This is a genomic window from Streptomyces actuosus, assembly GCF_016921115.1.
Taxonomy (GTDB): Bacteria; Actinomycetota; Actinomycetes; order Streptomycetales; family Streptomycetaceae; genus Streptomyces; species Streptomyces actuosus_A.
In genome coordinates this window covers 1-18731 of record NZ_JAFFZS010000024.1, presented here as the reverse complement: position 1 = coordinate 18731, position 18731 = coordinate 1, and the positions used below count along the sequence as shown (strand labels likewise).

Sequence of the window (18731 nt, the reverse complement as noted above, 5' to 3'; positions counted from 1 at the left end):
GCGCGGGCCGCGTTCCGCGGACGCCGGGTCGGTCAGGAGTCCAGCCCGATGGCGAACGCGGCCTCCAGGTCGTGCTGCGAGTACGTCCGGAAGGCGACGTGCGTGTCCGTCGCCTCCACACCCGGGATACGGCTGATGCGCCCCGGGATCACGTCGGCGAGATCGTCGTGCCGCTGGACCCTGACCATGGCGATGAGGTCGTAGGTCCCGGTCACCGAGAACACCTCGCTGACGCTGTCCAGCGACGCGATCTGCTCGGCGATCTCGGGGATCCGGTCCACGCTGGTCTTGATGAGGACGATCGCGGTGATCACGGCTGGTTCTCTCCCTCGGGAGCCGGAGCAGGGGCGGGTTTCACTCTAGCCGGACGGTGGAAGCGGGCCCACGCGTAAGCCAGGCCCAGCCCGAAGCCCACCAGGTGGGCCAGATAGGCCACGCCCGGGCCCGCTCCCGCCCGCCCGGCCGCCAGCCACTGCAGGGTCGCCCAGAAGGGCAGGACGACCCACGCGGGGAAGCGCAGCGGCAGAAAGAGGAGGAACGGCAGGAGACTGGTGACCCGGGCTCGGGGGAACAGGTACAGGAACGCACCGAGGACCGCCGAGATCGCGCCGGAGGCACCCACCAGCGACTGCTCCGAGCCGGCGTTGGCGGCCGCGTAGCCCAGCAGGGCGAGGTAGCCGCAGCCGAGGTAGAAGAGGGTGAACTGCACGCGGCCCATCCGTTCCTCGGTCATCACCCCGAAGACGAAGAGGAAGAGCATGTTGCCCAGCAGGTGCACCCAGCTGCCGTGGACGAACAGCGCCGTGGCGGGGGTGAGAGCCGATCCGGCGGAGCCCTCGAACAGCTCGGCCGGTACGACGCCCCAGCGGCGGAAGTAGGCCCGCTGCGCGGCGATCAGCTCGTCGCCGGTGCCGTAGACCGGGTTCAGGCCCGAGGCCGGACCGATCACGAAGATCAGGCAGCACAGGGCGATCAGTCCGTACGTCACCGGTGCCGAGGGGCGCCGGATCGCTCTGCCCAGGGGGCCGTTCCAGTAGCCGATCATGAACAGATCATGACGTAACAGGAGCGACCCGGACGGATCGCCTCGCCGCCGTGGACGGGCCAGCGACGGGTCGCCGCCAGGCCGTAGGGTTACGAGCCACATGCACCGGGGAGTCCGGTGCGTCACGGACACTGGAAGAAAGCGAACAGCCACGATGACGGTTCCCCTGCCGACCGCCACGACGCGATGGCGCTGCACGCTCTGCGGCAATCTCACCCGCTTCGACGTCACGCGCTCGTCGAAGGTCGTCGAGTACGTCCACCTCGACCTGGCCGGTGAGCCGAAGGTCGAGGAGCGCGAGGTGGTCAGTGAGACCATCGAGTCCGTGCGGTGCCGCTGGTGCAACGCCGTGGACCAGGTGGAGCTGGTGGACAGGCCGGGTGCCGACTCCTGACGGAGCGGGCCGCCGGCCTCACGACAGGTGATCCCCGTGCGGGATCGGGCACGACAGGTGATGAGGTGACGGATGGTGGAGACCGCAGGCGGGGGGCCGGGCGACGGCGCCGCTGAGGTGTTCGACCGTCCACTGCCCGACGGTGTGCGCCGCAGGGTCGTCCAGATCGTCTCGGACGCGTTCGGTGGCCTGACCCTCAATGAACTGCCCGCACAGTTGAGGCAGTACGCCCGTTTCGCCCCGAACCGGCGGGCCAAGTTCGCCGGGAACGCGATGGCGGCGGCGCTGGAGACCGATCCGCTGTTCCGGCAGCGTGTCGGGGAGAAGTTCAGAGAGGCCCAGCCGGAACTGGCCGGTGCCCTCGACTCCGGCGCGCCACCCCCGGCCGCGGACCCGCTCGACGTGGCGTCCGCGGCCTATGTTCTGCGGCCCACCGGCTGGGTGAAGCTGGTGACCGCGGCCGGCGAGGAGGCGCAGCGCGCCGACGCCGAACGCGTCGACGAGGAGAGCCGCGCCGAACTGGAGCGACTGCGCGAGCAACTCGCGCACGCCCGCGAGCACACCCGCGCCGAGACGGAGCGGCTGCGCATCGAGCTGGACGCGGCGAAGAAGGAAGCCGAATCGCTTCACCGCAAGCTGCGCGCGGCCACGAGCGACATCAAGCGCGGCGAGGCCGCCCTGCGCAAGGCGCAGGCCGAGACGGAGGCCGTGCGCACGGAGGCGCAGGCGCAGGTCTCGGCCGCCGAGAGCGAGTCCCGGCGGCTCAAGGCGCGCCTCGGGGAGACGGAGGCCGCCCTGGAGGCCACGCGCAGAGCGGCGCGGGAGGGGCGCAGTGTCGAGGACATGCGCGTCCGTCTGCTGCTGGACACCCTTCTGGACGCCACGCAGGGCCTGCGCCGGGAACTGGCGCTGCCCCCGGTGTCCGTACGGCCCGCGGAGACCGTGGACGCCGTGGAGCCGGGCCGGATGACGCCCAAGGACATCGCCGCCCGCGCGCTGTCGGAACACGACCCCGCGATCCTCGACCAGTTGCTGGCGCTGCCGCAGGCGCATCTCGTCGTCGACGGCTACAACGTCACCAAGACCGGCTATCCGCAGATGCCGCTGGAGAAGCAGCGGCTGAGGCTGCTCGGGCAGCTCTCCGCGCTCGCGGCGCAGACCGGCGCCGAGGTCACCTGCGTCTTCGACGGGGCCGAACTGGCCGCGCCGGTGCTGCTGGCGCCGCCGCGCGGTGTGCGGGTGCTGTTCTCCAAGCCCGGCGTCACCGCCGACGAACTGATCCGCCAGCTGGTGCGCGCGGAGCCGCCCGGCCGGCCCGTCATCGTCGCCTCCACCGACCGGGAGGTGGCCGACGGGGTCGCCCGGGCCGGTGCCCGGCCCGTGGCTTCTGCGGTGCTCCTGAAGCGACTGTCCTGAAGGTCCAACAGGCGTATTCAATGTCCGGATTGATCGGATCCGTCACGCGACGTTGGGTCAATCGCATATCACTCGGCGTGAGTTGAGGGCAAAAAAACGCCTGGGTACAGAGTTTTTTGTGGTGAGGATTTGAACTGATCACAGATGGGTCACTAGGGTCGGGCCTCGAACCTCCGAACGGGTGATCACTCTCAAGAAGGAGTTCGCCTCCGTGGCGTCCCACCGTCGACCCAAGCAGCCGAGTCGCGCACGCGTGACCGTGCTGACCACCGCAGCAGCCGCCGCCGTCGCCTTCAGCGCCCAGGCCGCCAACGCCGCGCCCAGCGAGAAGCCGACCAAGGACGAGGTCAAGGCGAAGGTCGACAAGCTGTACGAGGAGGCCGAACAGGCCACCGAGAAGTACAACGGCGCCAAGGAGAAGCAGGAGAAGCTCCAGAAGGAGATCTCCACGATCCAGGACAACGTCGCCCGCGGCCAGGAGGACCTCAACGAGCTCCGCGACTCCATAGGCATGGCCGCCGCCGCCCAGTACCGCACGGGCACCATCGACTCCTCCGTCCAGCTGTTCCTGTCCTCCGACCCGGACGACTACCTGGACAAGGCGTCCACCATGGACCAGCTCAGCGCCCAGCAGGTGGAGGCGCTGAAGAAGATCCAGGAGAAGCAGCGCGAACTCGCGCAGGAGCGGTCCGAGGCCTCCGAGAAGCTGAAGGACCTCGCCGCCACCCGGACCGAACTCGGCAAGAAGAAGCAGGAAGTCCAGGCCAAACTCGCCGAGGCGCAGAAGCTCCTCAACTCCCTGACGGCCGCCGAGAAGGCCGCCTTGGCCGCCGAGCAGGCCCGCGCCAGCCGCTCCTCCAGCGCCCGCGTGGACCTCAGCGGCGCCACCGCCGGCTCCAGCCGGGCCATGGCCGCCTTCCAGGCCGCCCAGAGCAAGATCGGCTCGCCGTACGTCTACGGCGCCTCCGGCCCCTCCTCCTTCGACTGCTCGGGTCTGACCAGCTGGGCCTACGCCCAGGCGGGCGTCTCCATCCCGCGCACCTCCCAGGCGCAGGCCGGCGCCGGCACCCGGATCTACAACCAGTCGCAGCTCCACGTCGGTGACCTGGTCATCTTCTACAGCGACTACCACCACGTCGGCTTCTACGCCGGCAACGGCCAGGTCCTGCACGCCCCCCGCACCGGGACCGTCGTGCGCTACGAGTCGATCAACAACATGCCGTTCCAGTTCGGCGTCCGGATCTGAGACCGCCCACCCTCGGGATCGACACGGCACACCGCCCGAACGGGCGAATCGCCAGGACGCGCTTTCCCTCCGCGCCCCGCCGGTGACCTGCGTCTGCGGCGGGGCGTCACCGTGCGTGTCCGCGGAGGTCTTTGGCCGGTGCCGGGTCGCGGGGCTACTGTCTGCCGCGTTTCCCCCACCACCGGGACGCGCACCGCCCGCCCCGGCACGGGGGAACTCCCTGTCCCCCAGCGGAAGGAGTGCGGCTCCCCGTGGGCACCCATCGCCGCCTCGCACCATCAGGGTTCGACAAGGGCGCCTCGGCCGCCCTGGGCCTGCTGTCGGCCGCGGCCGCCGCCCTGGCCGCCGTACCGGCCGTTCCGGCCGCGGCGGCGCCGCACGCCGGCACCCGGGCCGAGGTGGACCGCCTCTACGAGGAGGCCGAGAAGGCCACCGAGGCCTACAACAAGGCAGACGAACAGGCCGACGTGCTGCGCCGCGAGGTCCTCACCGCGCAGGACCGGATCGCCCGCAGGCAGGACCGCGTCAACACCATGCGCGAGGCGCTCGGTTCGCTCGCCGGTGCCCAGTACCGCTCCGGCGGCCTCGACCCGTCCGTGGCGCTGCTGTTCTCCGGCGACCCGGACGAGTACCTCGACCAGGCCGCCGTCCTCGACCGGATCACCACCCGCCAGGCCCGCGAACTCGCCGAACTGCAGAAGGCGATGCGCGAACTCGCCCAGGAGCGGTCCGAGGGCGCCCGGGCCCTGCGGGACCTGGAGCACAGCCGCAGGGCCGTCGCCCGGCACAAGAAGACCGTCGAGCACAAGCTCGCCGAGGCGCGCCGGCTGCTCAACGCCCTCGCACCCGACGAGCGCGCCGCCTACGACCGGGCCTCCCGCTCCGGCCGCACCGACCTGCTCGTCCCCACCGGTGCCGTCGCCGCCTCCGGCCGGGCGGCAGCCGCCGTCGCCGCCGCGCGCTCCGCGCTCGGCAAGCCGTACGTGTGGGGCGCCAGCGGCCCGTCCGGCTTCGACTGCTCGGGCCTGGTGCAGTGGTCGTACGCCCGCGCCGGTGTCGCCCTGCCGCGTACCTCGCAGGCCCAGCGGCACGCCGGCCGGCACGTCCCGCTCTCCCAGGCGCGGCCCGGAGACATCGTCGTCTACCGCTCCGACTCCAGCCACGTGGGCATGTACGTGGGAAACGGCCAGGTGATCCACGCCCCCTACCCGGGCGCGCCGGTGCGCTACGACCCGGTGGGCATGATGCCCGTCTCGTCGGTGACCCGGGTCTGACCGGCGGCCTTCGCCGTACGATCGGAATGATGGCTGGTCGACGGCGGGCATGGAGATCCCCGGTGGCAGGACTGTGTCTGCTGCTCGTCCTCCTCGTGGGGTGCAGCGGGCGGTCCGTCACCGACACGGCGCGGGCCGACGTGCAGCGGCTGCTGGACCGGCGGGCGGCGGCCGTCCTCGGCCACGACGAGGCGGCGTACGACCGGACCGGCACGCGCGACGGGTACACCGAGCTGCGCCGGGTGCCGTTCGCGCAGTGGGACTACCGGGTCACCGCCGTGCACCGCGGGGCCGGCGCGGACACCGCGACGGCCGACGCCGACCTGCGCTACCGCCTGCGCGGCCACGACGGTGCCCCCGTCGTCGTCGGCCGCACCCTGCGGCTGACCCGGGGCGCGGACGGGCAGTGGTCCGTGGCCGCGGACCGGCCCGCGCAGAAGGCCGGGCAGCAGCTGTGGGACCAGGGAGAGGTCACCGTCGTGCGGGGTGTGCACAGCCTCGTCCTGGGCGTGGGGCGGAGCGGCACGGAGCTCAGGTCGTACGCGCACCTGGCCGACCGGGCGGTGCCCGCCGTGTCGGACGCCTGGGGCACCGGCTGGAGCCGCAGCGTCGTGGTGCTCGTGCCGAATTCGCTGGAGGGCATGGCGGGCCTGCTCGGCTCGCCCGCCTCCTCCTACCGGGGCATCGCGGCCGTCACAACGGGGGAGACCGGCGCCTCGGCGAAGGCGCCCGCGGACCGGATCATCGTCAACCCCGACGCCTACGGGATGCTCGGCTCGCTGGGCCGGCAGGTCGTGCTCACCCACGAGACCACGCACGTCGCCACCCGCCGCGCCACCACCCCGGCCACCCCGCTGTGGCTGTCGGAGGGGTACGCGGACTGGGCCGGCTACCGCGGCAGCGGACGACCCCCGGCCCAGGCGGCGCCGGAGCTGGCCCGTGCGGTGGCCGAGGACCGCGTCCCGGCGGAGCTGCCCAACGACGCGGAGTTCGGTTTCTCCGGGGACGCGCAGGAGCTGGCGCAGGCCTACGAGGGCGGCTGGCTGGCCTGCCGGATGATCGCCGAGCGGTGGGGCGAGGTTCGGCTGGGGGAGTTCTACCGGGCCGTGGGCGCGCACCGGCAGCGGGACGGCGCGGTCGAGGACGCGTTGCGTACGGTGCTCGGGACCACGCCCGAGAAGTTCACCGCGCAGTGGCGCACGTACCTGCGGCAGCAGCTGGGCTGAGCCCCCGAGTGCGGATCGACCGGGCCGTGCGCCGGGTGCTCTACCAGAAGGCCGAACTGGGCCTGCTGGACGCCGGGTTCGACCCGGTCCCGCCCGCCCTGCGGGAGGCCGGTGCGGACGGCGGGGCTCCCCGCGGTGGCGTCGACGACGCCGAGTCCCTGCGCGGCACGGTGGACCTGGACTCGCCCGCCAACCGGAACTGGCCGCCGAGGTCGCCGACCGGGCCGTGATCCTGCTGCGCAACAAGGGCGTCCTGCCGCTGGCCGCGCCGCGCCGGATCGCTTTGGTGGGCCCGCAGGCCGACGAGCCGACCGCCGTGCTGGGCTGCTACTCCTTCCCGCTGCACGTCGGCGTCCACCACCCCGGTGTCCCCGCCGGCATCGAACTGCCCACGCTGCGTGAGGCGCTGGTGCGTCAGTTCCCGGGAGCCGAGATCGTCACCGTCTCGGGTACCGACGTCTCGGGTACCGACGTCTCCGGCACCGACGTCTCCGGCATCGACACGGCGGTCCGGGTCGCCCGCGAGGCGGACGTGGTGATCGCCGCGCTCGGCGACCGGACCGGCCTGTTCGGCCGCGGCACCAGCGGGGAGGGCTGCGACGTCGAGTCGCTGGCGCTGCCCGGCGTGCAGCAGGTGCTGCTCGACCGGTTGCTGGACACCGGGACCCCGCTGGTGGCGACGCTGCTGGCCGGACGCCCCTACGCGCTCGGCCGGGCGGCCCGGGAGGCGGACGCGATCGTGCAGTGCTTCTTCCCCGGCGCCGAGGGGACGGCCGCCGTCGCGCGCGTGCTGAGCGGTGCGGTCGATCCCTCGGGCCGGCTGCCCGTCGGCGTTCCGCCGGGACCGGCGCCCAGCCCGCGACCTATCTCACGGCCCGGCTGGGGCGGCGCACGGATGTCTCGGCCGTGGACCCGAGCCCGGCGTTCGCCTTCGGGCACGGCCTGTCGTACACGTCCTTCGCATGGGGCGACCTGGTCGTGACGGGCGAAGAGGCTTCCACGGACGGGGAGTTCGCCCTCTCCTTCACGGTGCGCAACACCGGTGGGCGGGAGGGCGTCGAGGTCGTCCAGCTGTATCTGCACGACCCGGTCGCCTCGGTGGTGCAGCCGGTGCAGCGGCTGATCGGCTACGGGAGAGTGCCGCTCGGTCCGGGCGGGTCGCGCCGGCTGTCGGTGACCGTACCGGCCGACCTCGCCTCCTTCACCGGCCTCGACGGGCGGCGCGTCGTGGAGCCGGGGGAGCTGGAGCTGCGGCTGTCCGCCGCGAGCGACGCCCCGCGGCTGACCGCCCGGGTCCGGCTGACCGGACCCGTCCGGTACCTCGACCACACGCGGCGGCTGCACGCCGAGTTCCGTTGAGCGGGGCGGCCCCGGTCCGCGGCGGGCCGGGGCCGCCGCACGGGCGGGGCGAAACCGAGCGGGCAGGGCGCCTCAGGCGCCCTGCACCCCCCTCCAGCTCCCGCCGGCCGCCGTCCTGCCGGCCCTTCGGCCTGCCCGGCATCTGCCTGGCGCCGGCGCTCGCCATGGCTGTGCAGGGCGGTACCGCGGCGGCACTGCTGCCGCGGGAGGCCGGCCGGCGTCAGGAGGAGACCGGCGTCTGCCCGGTGCGTTCCGGCTGAGGCGGCGCCGGGGCCCCGGGCCCGGGCGGGACCGTCGCGCGCCACAGCTGCACCGCCGCGGTCACCGTGGCGGCCACCAGCAGCCCGTTGCGCAGCACCAGCAGGGTCACGCCGAGCAGATCGCTGGCGACGACATGGGCGAACCAGACCGGGAACTCCAGCACCGTCGCCAGGCACGCCGCGAGCACCAGCCCGGCCGGCCACCGCATCCGCGTCCCCCGGTGGCACAGGCACACCGCGGCCAGCCCCACCAGCCACACCAGATACTGCGGGCTGATGACCCTGCTCGTCACGGTGAACATCAGAACGGCGGTGAAGGCGGCGTCCGCCGCCGTGCACGGGCCGAACCGCGTCGCCGCCAGCCGCCACAGCAGCAGCCAGCCGAAGGCCGCCCCGGTCAGGAACAGGGCGACGGTGGAGACCAGGCCCACGTACGGGCCGAGGAACTCCACCGACCCGTAGTTGAGCAGCACCTGCCCGTCCCAGCCGTGGTGCCGGGCCACATGGAAGACGAGCGAGCCCAGCGACTCCACCTCGGTGCCCCGGTCCCGCTGGAAGGTCAGGAAGGCGAACCCGCCCGGCATCGCCAGCGAGAACAACGCCGCGAGGACGGCGGCCGTCACCACGGCAGCCGTCCACGAGGAGCGCCTGCGTACACCGATCAGCAGCAGCACCGGCCAGACCTTCAGCATCGCCCCGAAGCCCGCCAGCGCGCCCATCACCCTCGGATGCCGGGCGGCGGCCAGCAGCGCGGCGATCGCGACGGCGGTCACCATCACGTCGTACCGGGCGTACACCGTCGGCCCGAGCAGCGGCACGCCCACCGTCCACACCCAGGCCCCGGCGAGACGGCGGCCGGGCCGCAGCCCCGCGTACAGCAGCAGGGCGAGGCCCGCCAGGTCGGCGACGCACGCCAGCACGAAGAAGGCCTGCGCGTAGCCGAGGAACGGCAGCAGCGCCGGGGAGAGCACCGCCAGCGCCGCGGCGGGCGGGTACTGCCACGTCACGTCGTCCAGAGGGAAGGTCCCGGTGCGCAGCACCTCGTACCAGCCCTGGTAGATCACCGACACGTCGCTGGTGACGTCCGGGCCGGGGAACACGACGACCCGGAAGACCGAGAGCAGCAGGAACGCTCGGGTCGCGGCCCAGACCGCCAGCAGCAGCCACAGCCGCGGTCGTCTCGCCACCGTCGTCTCCACCAGATCCCCTGCCGTTCGGTCCCTGCGCCGTTCCCGTGTGAGGGGAACATGATGTCCTGCCCGCCTGTGTACGTGCCACAGGCCCCCGCCGGGGCGGTTCGGTAGGGTCGGCGGCGATGCACAAGACCCTGATCGTGACCAACGACTTCCCGCCCCGCCCGGGCGGCATCCAGGCGTTCCTGCACAACATGGCGCTGCGTCTGGACCCCTCCGGCCTGGTCGTCTACGCCTCCACCTGGAAGCGCGGCCGCGAGGGCGTCGCCGCGACGGCCGCCTTCGACGCCGAGCAGCCCTTCACCGTCGTGCGCGACCGCACGACCATGCTGCTGCCGACGCCCGCCGCGACCCGGCGGGCCGTGGGCCTGCTGCGCGAGCACGGGTGCACCGCGGTGTGGTTCGGGGCCGCGGCGCCCCTCGGTCTGATGGCCCCGGCCCTGCGCGGGGCCGGCGCCGAGCGGATCGTCGCCACCACCCACGGGCACGAGGCCGGCTGGGCTCAGCTGCCCGCCGCCCGGCAGCTGCTGCGCCGTATCGGTGAGACCACGGACACGATCACCTACCTCGGCGAGTACACCCGCTCGCGGATCGCGAACGTGCTGACGACGGACGCCGCCGCGCGGATGGTGCAGCTGCCGCCGGGCGTGGACGAGAAGACCTTCCACCCCGCCTCCGGCGGCGACGAGGTCCGCGCCCGCCTCGGGCTCACCGACCGTCCGGTCGTCGTGTGCGTCTCCCGGCTGGTCCGCCGCAAGGGCCAGGACACGCTGATCCGCGCGATGCCGCGGATCCTGACCGCCGAGCCGGACACCGTCCTGCTGATCGTGGGCGGCGGCCCCTACGAGAAGGACCTGCGGCGGCTGGCCCGGGAGACCGGCGTCGCCGGCTCGGTCCGCTTCACCGGTCCGGTGCCCTGGTCGGAACTGCCCGCGCACTACGGCGCCGGGGACGTGTTCGCCATGCCGTGCCGCACCCGCCGCGGGGGCCTGGACGTCGAGGGACTCGGCATCGTCTACCTGGAGGCGTCCGCGACCGGCCTCCCGGTCGTCGCGGGCGACTCCGGCGGTGCCCCGGACGCCGTGCTGGACGGCGAGACCGGCTGGGTGGTCCGCGGCGGCTCCGCGGAGGAGACGGCCGACCGCATCGTCGCCCTCCTGGGCGACGCCGAACTGCGAAGCCGGATGGGAGAGCGGGGCCGCCGGTGGGTCGAGGAGAAGTGGCGCTGGGGCCTGCTGGCGGAGAAGCTGCGGACGCTGCTCTGAGCGCTCCGCCGGAAGCGCTGCGGTGCGTGCGTCCGTCGGCCGCGGTGCCGGCGCGGTTCCCGGCGCCCCCCTCGGGGCCCTCCACGCCGCGGCGGGCCGCGCCCGACCTGACCGGTGCCGCGGCGGGCGACGTTCGCCCGCCGGGTGCGGGGCGCCCGGTGCGGGGACTGCCGCCGCACGCCGGGCGGGTGCCCCGACCCGCGCGACACCCGCGACGGACCCGGTCGGCCCCCGCCGGCCGCCGACCGCCCGGTGACGCGGCGTCCGGGGCGGAGCGGACGGCGGGTTACTTCGCGTAGATCGCCTCGATCTCGTTCGCGAAGTCGTTCGCCACGACGTTGCGCTTCAGCTTCAGCGACGGCGTGATGTGGCCCGCCTCCTCCGTGAACTGGGACGGCAGGATGCGGAACTTGCGCACCGACTCCGCCTTCGACACCGCGGTGTTGCCGTCGTCGACGGCCGACTGGATGGCCGCGACCAGGTCCGGGTCCTCGCACAGCGACGCCGCGGTGGAGCCGGCCGGCTTGCCGTGCTCGGCGGCCCAGCGGCCCAGGAACTCCTCGTCGATGGTGACGAGCGCGCCCACGAACGGCCGGCCGTCGCCGACCACCATGCACTCCGCGACCAGCGCGTGTGCGCGGATGCGGTCCTCGATCACGGCCGGGGCGACGTTCTTGCCGCCCGCGGTGACGATGATCTCCTTCTTGCGGCCGGTGATCCGCAGGTACCCGTCCTCGTCGAGGGTGCCGATGTCACCGGTGTGGAACCAGCCGTCGGCCAGCGCCTCCGCGGTGGCCTTCGGGTTGTTCCAGTACTCCTTGAACAGGTGGTCGCCGTGGAGCAGCACCTCGCCGTCGTCCGCGATCCGCACCACGGACCCCGGCAGCGGCTGGCCGACCGTGCCGATCTTCTGCCGGTCCCAGGGGTTGAACGCGGTGGCCGCGCACGACTCGGTCAGGCCGTAGCCCTCCAGGACGGTGAACCCGATCCCGCGGAAGAAGTGGCCGAGGCGCTCGCCGAGCGGGGCGCCGCCTGAGATGGCGTACTCGCCGCGCCCGCCGAGGACGGCGCGCAGCTTGCTGTAGACCAGCTTGTCGAACACCTTGTGCTTCAGCTTCAGGCCGAACGACGGACCCGCGGGCTCGCCCAGCGCCTTGCTGTAGGCGATCGCGGTGTCCGCGGCCCTGTCGAAGATCTTGCCCTTGCCGTCGGCCTGCGCCTTGGCCCGCGCCGAGTTGTACACCTTCTCGAAGACCCGCGGCACGCCGAGGATGAGCGTGGGCCGGAACGCGGCCAACTCGTCGGTGAGGTTCTTGATGTCCGGCACGCAGCCCAGCTTGATCGGCGCCATCATCGGGGCGATCTGCACCAGGCGGCCGAAGACGTGCGCGAGCGGCAGGAAGAGGAGGACGGAGCACTCGCCGGTGCGGAACAGCGGACGCAGACGCTCGACGACGTTGCCGCACTCGGCGAAGAAGCTGCGGTGGGTGAGGACGCAGCCCTTGGGGCGGCCGGTGGTGCCCGAGGTGTAGACGATGGTGGCCGGGTCGTCGGCCTTCGCCAGCGAGCTGCGCTCCTCCACCGTCGCGTCGGAGACGTCCTTGCCCAGCTGCCCCAGCTCCTCCACGCCGCCGGCCTCGATCTGCCAGACGTGCTTGAGGGCGGGCAGCTTCTCGCGCACCGACTCCACGGCGGCCGTGTGGCCGTCCAGCTCGGTGATGCAGGCGGTGGCGCCCGAGTCGGACAGGATCCACTGCACCTGCTCCGGGGAGCTGGTCTCGTACACCGGCACGGTGACCGCGCCCGCGCACCAGATCGCGAAGTCCAGCAGCGTCCACTCGTACCGGGTGCGGGACATCAGGCCCACCCGGTCGCCGGGCTGGACCCCGGAGGCGATCAGCCCCCTGGCGGCGGCGTGCACCTCGGCCAGGAACGCCGTGGCCGTGACGTCCTGCCACGCCCCGCCGACCTTGCGGGCGATGACGGCGACATCCGGGTGCTGCGCGGCGTTTCTGCGGACGATGTCGGTCAGGTTGCCGTCCGCAGGGACCTCGTACAAAGCCGGAAGGCTGAACTCGCGCAAGACTGCTGCTCCTCATAGGGCGCCGGCGCCACGACGTTGTGTGATGCGACGGTGCGGTCCAAGGCTCGGGCAGGCACCCAGGAGGTCGCCGGCGGGACGCGGAGCCCACTGGTTGAATTCCTGAGCACGACTGGACGGCCCGGACGTTACCCGCCGGTATGGCTTTTCCGACAGGGGGTCCCGGCGAGATGTTCGCTGCGTCACACGGAATGGCGTTCCTTCGCGCACAGTAGTCCACCCCTTTCCCGCGAGGCCAGTAACCGCAGGTCCGGCCGCCACTGTTCACAGGGGGCGCCCTCCTCCTACGCTTGATCGTCATGCCACCCACACCGGCCGCACACCGCAGGACGCGCCACCGCGTCCATGTCGTCAGCGACGTCCACGGCAATGTGCGCGACCTGACCCGCGCAGGCGACGGCGCGGACGCCCTGATCTGCCTGGGCGACCTGGTCCTCTTCCTCGACTACGCCGACCACTCGCGCGGCATCTTCCCCGACCTGTTCGGAGTGGAGAACGCCGACCGCATGGTGGCGCTGCGCACCGCCCGCCGCTTCACGGAGGCCCGCGAACTCGGTGTCCGGTTGTGGGCCGGCATCGAGGGCGATCGCGCCAAGGTCATCGAGGGCGCGGTGCGTCGGCAGTACGACGAGCTGTTCCGGGCGTTCCCCACACCGACGTACGCCACCTACGGCAACGTCGACATGCCGCCGCTGTGGCGGGAGTACGCCGGGCCCGGCACGACGGTCCTCGACGGGCAGCGGGCCGAGATCGGGGGACTGGTCTTCGGGTTCGTCGGCGGCGGACTGCGCACGCCCATGCGTACGCCCTACGAGATCAGCGACGAGGAGTACGCGGCGAAGATCGAGGCCGTCGGCGAGGTCGACGTGCTGTGCACGCATATCCCGCCGGAGGTTCCCGAACTGGTCTACGACACCGTCGCGCGCCGTTTCGAGCGCGGCAGCCGGGCCCTGCTGGACGCGATCCGCCGGACCCGCCCCCGCTACTCGCTCTTCGGCCACGTCCACCAGCCGCTGGTGCGGCGGATGCGGATCGGGGCCACCGAGTGCGTGAACGTGGGGCACTTCGCGGGCACGGGCACGCCGTGGGCGCTGGAGTGGTGACGGAATCCCGCTGATGTGCGCAGACGGGGTGAAGGCGGCCGGTCGCCCGCGCGGTAGCCTTCACGCTGCACACGCAGCACACCTGCCGACCTTTCACCGGCCCGCATCTGGAGGAGCCACGGCGATGGCGGAACACACCAGCTCGAGCATCACGATCGAGGCGGCACCGGCCGACGTCATGGCGGTCATCGCCGACTTCGCCCGCTATCCGGACTGGACCGGCGAGGTGAAGGAGGCGGAGGTCCTCAAGACCGACGAGGCGGGCCGCGCCGAGCAGGTCAGGCTCGTCATGGACGCGGGGGCCATCAAGGACGACCAGACGCTGGCCTACACCTGGGCCGGTGACGACGAGGTCTCGTGGACCCTGGTCAAGTCCCAGATGCTGCGCGCTCTGGACGGCTCCTACCTGCTGAAGCCGGCCGGCGCCGACGCCACCGAGGTCACCTACCGGCTGACCGTCGACGTCAAGATCCCCATGCTCGGCATGATCAAGCGCAAGGCCGAGAAGGTCATCATCGACCGGGCGCTGGCGGGCCTGAAGAAGCGGGTGGAGTCGGTGCCGTAGGCCGGGCCGGCCCCCCAGTCCGCCGTTCCACGCCGCGCGGGAGACGCCGGCGGGCCCGGCGGCACCCCGCGCCGTCCCCCGCCGTGCGGCGGCACCCCGCGCCGTCCCCCGCCGTGCGGCGGCACCCCGCGCCACCCGGCGGTGGGTACCGGACCGGGCCGGTCGCCGCGCCGGGCGCCCGGGAGCGGGGCCCGGCTTCGGTAGCGTGCACCCTCATGCGCACCCTCTTGATCACCGGCCCGGGCGGCAGCGGACGTACGACGGTCGCCGCCGCCACCGCACTGACCGCCGCCCAGGAGGGCACCCGCACCCTGCTGCTCAGCGCCGACCGCACCGACACCCTCGGCGCGGTCCTCGGCACCTCCACCGGCCCGTCCCCCACGCAGGCCGCGCCGCGCCTCACCGCCTGGCGGCCCGACGCGCCCGCCGCCTTCCGCGACGACCTCGCCGCCTTCCAGGACCGCGCGGCCAACGTCCTCGACCTGCTGGGCGCCGCGCGCCTCGACCCCGAAGAGGTCACCCCGCTGCCCGGGGCCGAGGAACTCGCCCTCCTGCGTGCGCTGCGCGACGCCGCCCTCTCCGAGGCCCACGACCTGCTCGTCGTCGACCTGCCGCCCGTCCCGCAGGCCCTGGCCCTGCTCGCCCTCCCCGAGGAACTCCGCCGCTACCTGCGCCGCCTGCTCCCGCCCGAGCGGCAGGCCGCCCGCGCCCTGCGCCCGGTCCTCGGCCGGCTCGCGGGCGTGCCGATGCCCGGGGAGTGGCTGTACGACACCGCCGCCCGCTGGGACATGGAGCTGGCCGCCGTGGAGGCCGTCCTCGCCGACCGCGGCACCGCGGTACGCCTGGTCGCCGAACCCGGACCGGCCGGCACCGACGGCCTGCGCACCGCCGCCCTCGGTGCCGCGCTGCGCGCCCTGCCCGTGGAACTGCTCGTCGCGACCCGTGTCCTGCCCGACGACGCGGCGGGACCGTGGCTGGCCGGGCCCGTCGCCCAGCAGCGCAAGGCCCTGGACGGCTGGCGGGACGAGTACGGCGGTGTCCACACCGTCGCCCACCTGGGCCGCGACCCGCGCGGCACCGACGACCTGGCGGCGCTCGCGCTGCCCGGCGCCACGCCCGACACCGCACCGGCCGCGTGGCCCGTCACCGACCGGCTCGCCGACGACGGCGTCCTCGTCTGGCGCATCCCGCTGCCCGGCGCCACCCGCGACGAACTCGACCTGGTCCGGCGCGGCGACGAACTCGTCGTCACCGCGGGCCCGTTCCGCCGTGTCGTCCCGCTGCCCTCCGCCCTGCGCCGCTGCACCGTCGACGGCGCCGCCCTGCGCGAGGGCGAGTTGCGCATCCGGTTCGCGCCGGATCCGGGCCTGTGGCCCCGCACCCCGTGAACCGCATACCCCCGTTCGGGTAACGTCGGAGAGACGAACCGCAGTCAGGAGTCCGTCATGAGCGAAGAGAGCCCCACGCCCGAGCCCGCGGAGCACGAGGTGCCTCTCGCCGCCGACACCGACGACGACGCGTGGGCCACCGCCTGCGCCGAGGACCTCGCGGAGGAGAAGGCCCGCCGCCGCGCCGCCCACGGCCCGTCGGCCGGTTCGGCCGCCGAGGAGCTGCGCAAGCTCGTCGACGCGGTCGCCGAGAAGCTCACCGGCCTGCAGTCCCCCCTGCTCGGCGCGGTCGCCGGGCCCGCCGCCCAGCAGGTGGTCCGGCAGGTCGTGGAGCAGGCCAGGTCCGCCGTCGAGCCGGTCATCGAGCGCAACCCGGACGTCTTCGACCATCTGGCCGCCGCCGGCGGGGAACTGCTCGCCGCCTACCGCTCCGCCGTCCAGGCCCAGGAGACGCGCTGGACCACCGGCCTCCGCGACGATCTCGGTGGCCTGCGCGACGGCGACACCGACCGCGGCGACGGCGGCGAGGGGACCGGTCCCGGGCAGCGCATCGACCTCGACTGACCCTTCCCCGGCGTGTCCGTCCGGCGGACGACGGAACCCCGACCGCAAGGCCTCGGGTACCGTTGGCCGTAGCGGGGCTCGACCGAAACTGAGGGATTCATGGGACTCACCATCGGCGTCGACATCGGCGGCACGAAGATCGCGGCCGGCGTGGTCGACGAGGAAGGCAACATCCTCTCGACCTTCAAGGTGCCGACCCCCACCACGCCCGAGGCCATCGTGGACGCCATCGCCTCGGCCGTGGAGGGCGCACGCGCGGGACACGACATCGTCGGTGTGGGCATCGGCGCCGCCGGATACGTCAACCGCCAGCGTTCGACGGTCTACTTCGCCCCGAACATCGACTGGCGCAACGAGCCGCTGAAGGAGAAGGTCGAGGAACGCGCGGGCCTTCCGGTCGTCGTGGAGAACGACGCCAACGCCGCTGCCTGGGGCGAGTACAAGTTCGGCGCCGGCAAGGGCCACCGGAACGTCATCTGCATCACCCTCGGCACCGGCCTCGGCGGCGGCATCATCATCGGCAACAAGCTGCGCCGCGGCCACTTCGGCGTGGCCGCGGAGTTCGGCCACATCCGCATGGTGCCCGACGGCCTGCTGTGCGGGTGCGGCTCGCAGGGCTGCTGGGAGCAGTACGCCTCCGGCCGCGCCCTCGTCCGCTACGCCAAGCAGCGCGCCAACGCCACCCCCGAGAATGCCGACGTGCTGCTGGCGCTCGGCGACGGCACCCCGGACGGCATCGAGGGCAAGCACATCTCCATGGCCGCCCGGCAGGGCGACCCGGTCGCCGTGGACTCCTACCGCGAGCTGGCCCGCTGGGTCGGCGCCGGCCTCGCCGACCTCGCGTCCCTGTTCGACCCGTCCGCCTTCATCGTCGGCGGCGGTCTCTCCGACGAGGGCGAGCTGGTTCTGGACCCGATCCGCAAGTCGTACAAGCGCTGGCTGGTCGGCGGCAACTGGCGCCCGGTCGCCGAGGTCCGCGGGGCCGAGCTGGGCAACAAGGCCGGCCTGGTGGGCGCGGCCGACCTGGCCCGCGAACCCGACCCGATCATGTAGCGGCACCGCTGCGGTGGTTTCCCGAGAGCGTGGGGGGCAGCGCGACCGGCCAGGAACACCGGCCCGCGCGCGGTCCCCGCGCTCCGGGCCGCGGGGCCGTACATTGATCGGCATGGCGCCGCTCCCGCTCCCCGACTCCCGCACCGAAGGAGACGGTTCAGCCGTCATCCGGGTTCTGAGCTACAACATCCGTTCGATGCGCGACGACATCGACGCCCTCGCCCGCGTGATCCGGGCCTGCGCCCCCGACCTGGTCCTCGTCCAGGAGGCCCCGCGCTTCTTCCGCTGGCGCAAGAAACTCGCCCGGCTGGCCCACGCCGCCGACCTCGTGATCCTCACCGGCGGGGCCACGGCCGCGGGCCCCGCGATCCTGTGCAGCCTGCGCGCCACCGTCGACCGCACCGAGGACGTCCTGCTGCCGTACACCCCCGGCCTGCACCGCCGCGGCTTCGCCACCGCCGTCGTCCTGTTCGGCGGGACCCGGCTCGGCGTGCTCAGCTGCCACCTGTCGCTGGAGAAGGAGGAGCGGTACGCGCAGGGCGACCTGCTCCTGGACCGGCTCGACGCCCTGGGCGCGGAGCACGTCGTCGCGGGCGGTGACCTCAACGAGCGTCCCGAGGGCCGCACCTTCCGCCGCCTGGCCGGGCGCCTCCAGGACTGCCGCGCCGTCGCCCCGTGGGGAGGCGAGCACACCTGGCCCGGCGACCCAGGCCGGCGCATCGACGCGATCTTCGCCACGTCCGGCATCGACGTCCTCGGCTGCGGGGTCCCCCAGGAGCTCCCCGGGATCACCCCGGCCGACCTGCGGGCGGCCACCGACCACCTGCCGGTCCTGGCCGCGCTGCGGATCCCGGCGCATGCCGGGCACCCCGGCCCGAGCATCGTCTCCCGGCCGTAGCGCGCCGGCCCCGTTCCGGCGACTTCGCTGCGGCGGCCGGCAACGGCACACGGCGTCCTGGCCGGCCGTTCGGTCACAGGACCGGGGTCCCTCAGGACGGCCCGAGGACGTCCCGCCACGCCCGCTCGCGGCATCGGAGGGGCCGCCCAGGAGCACCCCGGTTTCGTGGGCGGCCCCTCCGCCGTGCGGTCGCACGCACGCCTTCGCCGCCGGACCCAGTGCCGCACCAGGCGACGTTCGCCCCGTCGCGAGGCCCGGCACGCACTCTCGCTGCACCGGACGAAAGCCCGAGTACATCCAGTACGAGGGCTTCCGGCCGGCACACCGGGAGCACGCACCGGACGCCGCTCCTTGACGGGCGAACGTTGCCTGCCGCGGCAC

Annotated in this window: 16 protein-coding genes and 1 pseudogene; 13 read left to right on the top strand and 4 right to left on the bottom strand. The window is 73.5% G+C overall.

Annotated elements, in window-relative coordinates:
- Nucleotides 1–32 precede the first annotated feature (32 nt).
- Together JS756_RS24940 and JS756_RS24935 are read right to left on the bottom strand one after the other, a co-directional pair.
- On the bottom strand, nucleotides 33–314 hold the full coding sequence (locus tag JS756_RS24940; protein ID WP_205385433.1) for an Lrp/AsnC family transcriptional regulator: 282 nt from the start codon (nucleotides 312–314) through the stop codon (nucleotides 33–35).
- Complete coding sequence (locus JS756_RS24935; protein ID WP_205385432.1) at nucleotides 311–1045, bottom strand: rhomboid family intramembrane serine protease; 735 nt, start codon at nucleotides 1043–1045, stop codon at nucleotides 311–313. The genes JS756_RS24940 and JS756_RS24935 overlap by 4 nt, the downstream gene beginning before the upstream one ends.
- A 154-nt stretch (nucleotides 1046–1199) precedes the next feature.
- Between JS756_RS24935 and JS756_RS24930 the strand changes: the two genes are divergently transcribed.
- The 6 genes and pseudogenes from JS756_RS24930 to JS756_RS36970 form a co-directional block, all read left to right on the top strand.
- Nucleotides 1200–1439: a hypothetical protein gene (locus JS756_RS24930; RefSeq protein WP_009309707.1), complete on the top strand. Its 240-nt coding sequence runs from the start codon at nucleotides 1200–1202 to the stop codon at nucleotides 1437–1439.
- Nucleotides 1440–1511: 72 nt separating this feature from the next.
- The gene (locus JS756_RS24925; RefSeq protein ID WP_205385431.1) at nucleotides 1512–2855 is read left to right on the top strand and encodes an NYN domain-containing protein; all 1344 of its coding nucleotides are present in this window, start codon (nucleotides 1512–1514) and stop codon (nucleotides 2853–2855) included.
- A 211-nt stretch (nucleotides 2856–3066) separates the two neighbouring features.
- On the top strand, nucleotides 3067–4101 hold the full coding sequence (locus JS756_RS24920) for a C40 family peptidase (protein WP_205385507.1): 1035 nt from the start codon (nucleotides 3067–3069) through the stop codon (nucleotides 4099–4101).
- 251 nt (nucleotides 4102–4352) lie between these two features.
- A complete protein-coding gene (locus tag JS756_RS24915; RefSeq protein ID WP_307791033.1) occupies nucleotides 4353–5375 on the top strand; it encodes a C40 family peptidase in 1023 nt (340 codons plus the stop codon).
- A 29-nt stretch (nucleotides 5376–5404) separates the two neighbouring features.
- Nucleotides 5405–6601, top strand: coding sequence for a hypothetical protein (locus JS756_RS36975; RefSeq protein ID WP_240204319.1), 1197 nt, complete (start codon nucleotides 5405–5407; stop codon nucleotides 6599–6601).
- A pseudogene (locus JS756_RS36970) lies at nucleotides 6583–7960 on the top strand (glycoside hydrolase family 3 C-terminal domain-containing protein); the annotation flags it as partial. The gene JS756_RS36975 and the pseudogene JS756_RS36970, both read left to right, overlap by 19 nt.
- Nucleotides 7961–8180: 220 nt before the next feature.
- Here the strand turns inward: JS756_RS36970 and JS756_RS24905 are convergent.
- On the bottom strand, nucleotides 8181–9419 hold the full coding sequence (locus JS756_RS24905) for a glycosyltransferase 87 family protein (RefSeq protein ID WP_205385430.1): 1239 nt from the start codon (nucleotides 9417–9419) through the stop codon (nucleotides 8181–8183).
- Between the two features lie 116 nt (nucleotides 9420–9535).
- Here JS756_RS24905 and JS756_RS24900 point away from each other — a divergent pair, with 116 nt between their 5' ends.
- Nucleotides 9536–10678, top strand: coding sequence for a glycosyltransferase family 4 protein (locus tag JS756_RS24900; protein WP_205385429.1), 1143 nt, complete (start codon nucleotides 9536–9538; stop codon nucleotides 10676–10678).
- Between the two features lie 286 nt (nucleotides 10679–10964).
- Here JS756_RS24900 and JS756_RS24895 read toward each other — a convergent pair whose 3' ends face one another.
- On the bottom strand, nucleotides 10965–12761 hold the full coding sequence (locus JS756_RS24895) for an AMP-dependent synthetase/ligase (protein ID WP_205385428.1): 1797 nt from the start codon (nucleotides 12759–12761) through the stop codon (nucleotides 10965–10967).
- Between the two features lie 317 nt (nucleotides 12762–13078).
- Here JS756_RS24895 and JS756_RS24890 point away from each other — a divergent pair, with 317 nt between their 5' ends.
- The 6 genes from JS756_RS24890 to JS756_RS24865 all read left to right on the top strand — a co-directional run bounded on the left by JS756_RS24890 (nucleotide 13079) and on the right by JS756_RS24865 (nucleotide 18350).
- Nucleotides 13079–13882, top strand: coding sequence for a metallophosphoesterase family protein (locus JS756_RS24890; RefSeq protein ID WP_205385427.1), 804 nt, complete (start codon nucleotides 13079–13081; stop codon nucleotides 13880–13882).
- Between the two features lie 124 nt (nucleotides 13883–14006).
- The gene (locus tag JS756_RS24885) at nucleotides 14007–14447 is read left to right on the top strand and encodes an SRPBCC family protein (RefSeq protein WP_205385426.1); all 441 of its coding nucleotides are present in this window, start codon (nucleotides 14007–14009) and stop codon (nucleotides 14445–14447) included.
- 215 nt (nucleotides 14448–14662) lie between these two features.
- Nucleotides 14663–15835, top strand: coding sequence for an ArsA family ATPase (locus JS756_RS24880; RefSeq protein WP_205385425.1), 1173 nt, complete (start codon nucleotides 14663–14665; stop codon nucleotides 15833–15835).
- A 57-nt stretch (nucleotides 15836–15892) separates the two neighbouring features.
- On the top strand, nucleotides 15893–16399 hold the full coding sequence (locus tag JS756_RS24875) for a DUF5304 domain-containing protein (protein WP_205385424.1): 507 nt from the start codon (nucleotides 15893–15895) through the stop codon (nucleotides 16397–16399).
- 99 nt (nucleotides 16400–16498) lie between these two features.
- Nucleotides 16499–17452, top strand: a complete 954-nt coding sequence (locus tag JS756_RS24870; protein ID WP_205385423.1) for an ROK family glucokinase — start codon at nucleotides 16499–16501, stop codon at nucleotides 17450–17452.
- A 112-nt stretch (nucleotides 17453–17564) separates the two neighbouring features.
- Nucleotides 17565–18350 (top strand): endonuclease/exonuclease/phosphatase family protein, encoded by a 786-nt coding sequence (locus JS756_RS24865; RefSeq protein ID WP_205385422.1) that lies wholly within the window; start codon nucleotides 17565–17567, stop codon nucleotides 18348–18350.
- The last annotated feature ends 381 nt before the right edge of the window (nucleotides 18351–18731 follow it).

Excerpts from the sequence above, each read along its gene's own strand:
- JS756_RS24935 (WP_205385432.1), bottom strand. The coding sequence starts at position 1,045 with ATGATCGGCTACTGGAACGGCCCCCTGGGCAGAGCGATCCGGCGCCCC.
- JS756_RS24930 (WP_009309707.1), top strand. The coding sequence starts at position 1,200 with ATGACGGTTCCCCTGCCGACCGCCACGACGCGATGGCGCTGCACGCTC.
- JS756_RS24925 (WP_205385431.1), top strand. The coding sequence starts at position 1,512 with ATGGTGGAGACCGCAGGCGGGGGGCCGGGCGACGGCGCCGCTGAGGTG.
- JS756_RS36975 (WP_240204319.1), top strand. The coding sequence starts at position 5,405 with ATGGCTGGTCGACGGCGGGCATGGAGATCCCCGGTGGCAGGACTGTGT.
- JS756_RS24900 (WP_205385429.1), top strand. The coding sequence starts at position 9,536 with ATGCACAAGACCCTGATCGTGACCAACGACTTCCCGCCCCGCCCGGGC.
- JS756_RS24890 (WP_205385427.1), top strand. The coding sequence starts at position 13,079 with ATGCCACCCACACCGGCCGCACACCGCAGGACGCGCCACCGCGTCCAT.
- JS756_RS24885 (WP_205385426.1), top strand. The coding sequence starts at position 14,007 with ATGGCGGAACACACCAGCTCGAGCATCACGATCGAGGCGGCACCGGCC.
- JS756_RS24880 (WP_205385425.1), top strand. The coding sequence starts at position 14,663 with ATGCGCACCCTCTTGATCACCGGCCCGGGCGGCAGCGGACGTACGACG.
- JS756_RS24875 (WP_205385424.1), top strand. The coding sequence starts at position 15,893 with ATGAGCGAAGAGAGCCCCACGCCCGAGCCCGCGGAGCACGAGGTGCCT.
- JS756_RS24870 (WP_205385423.1), top strand. The coding sequence starts at position 16,499 with ATGGGACTCACCATCGGCGTCGACATCGGCGGCACGAAGATCGCGGCC.
- JS756_RS24865 (WP_205385422.1), top strand. The coding sequence starts at position 17,565 with ATGGCGCCGCTCCCGCTCCCCGACTCCCGCACCGAAGGAGACGGTTCA.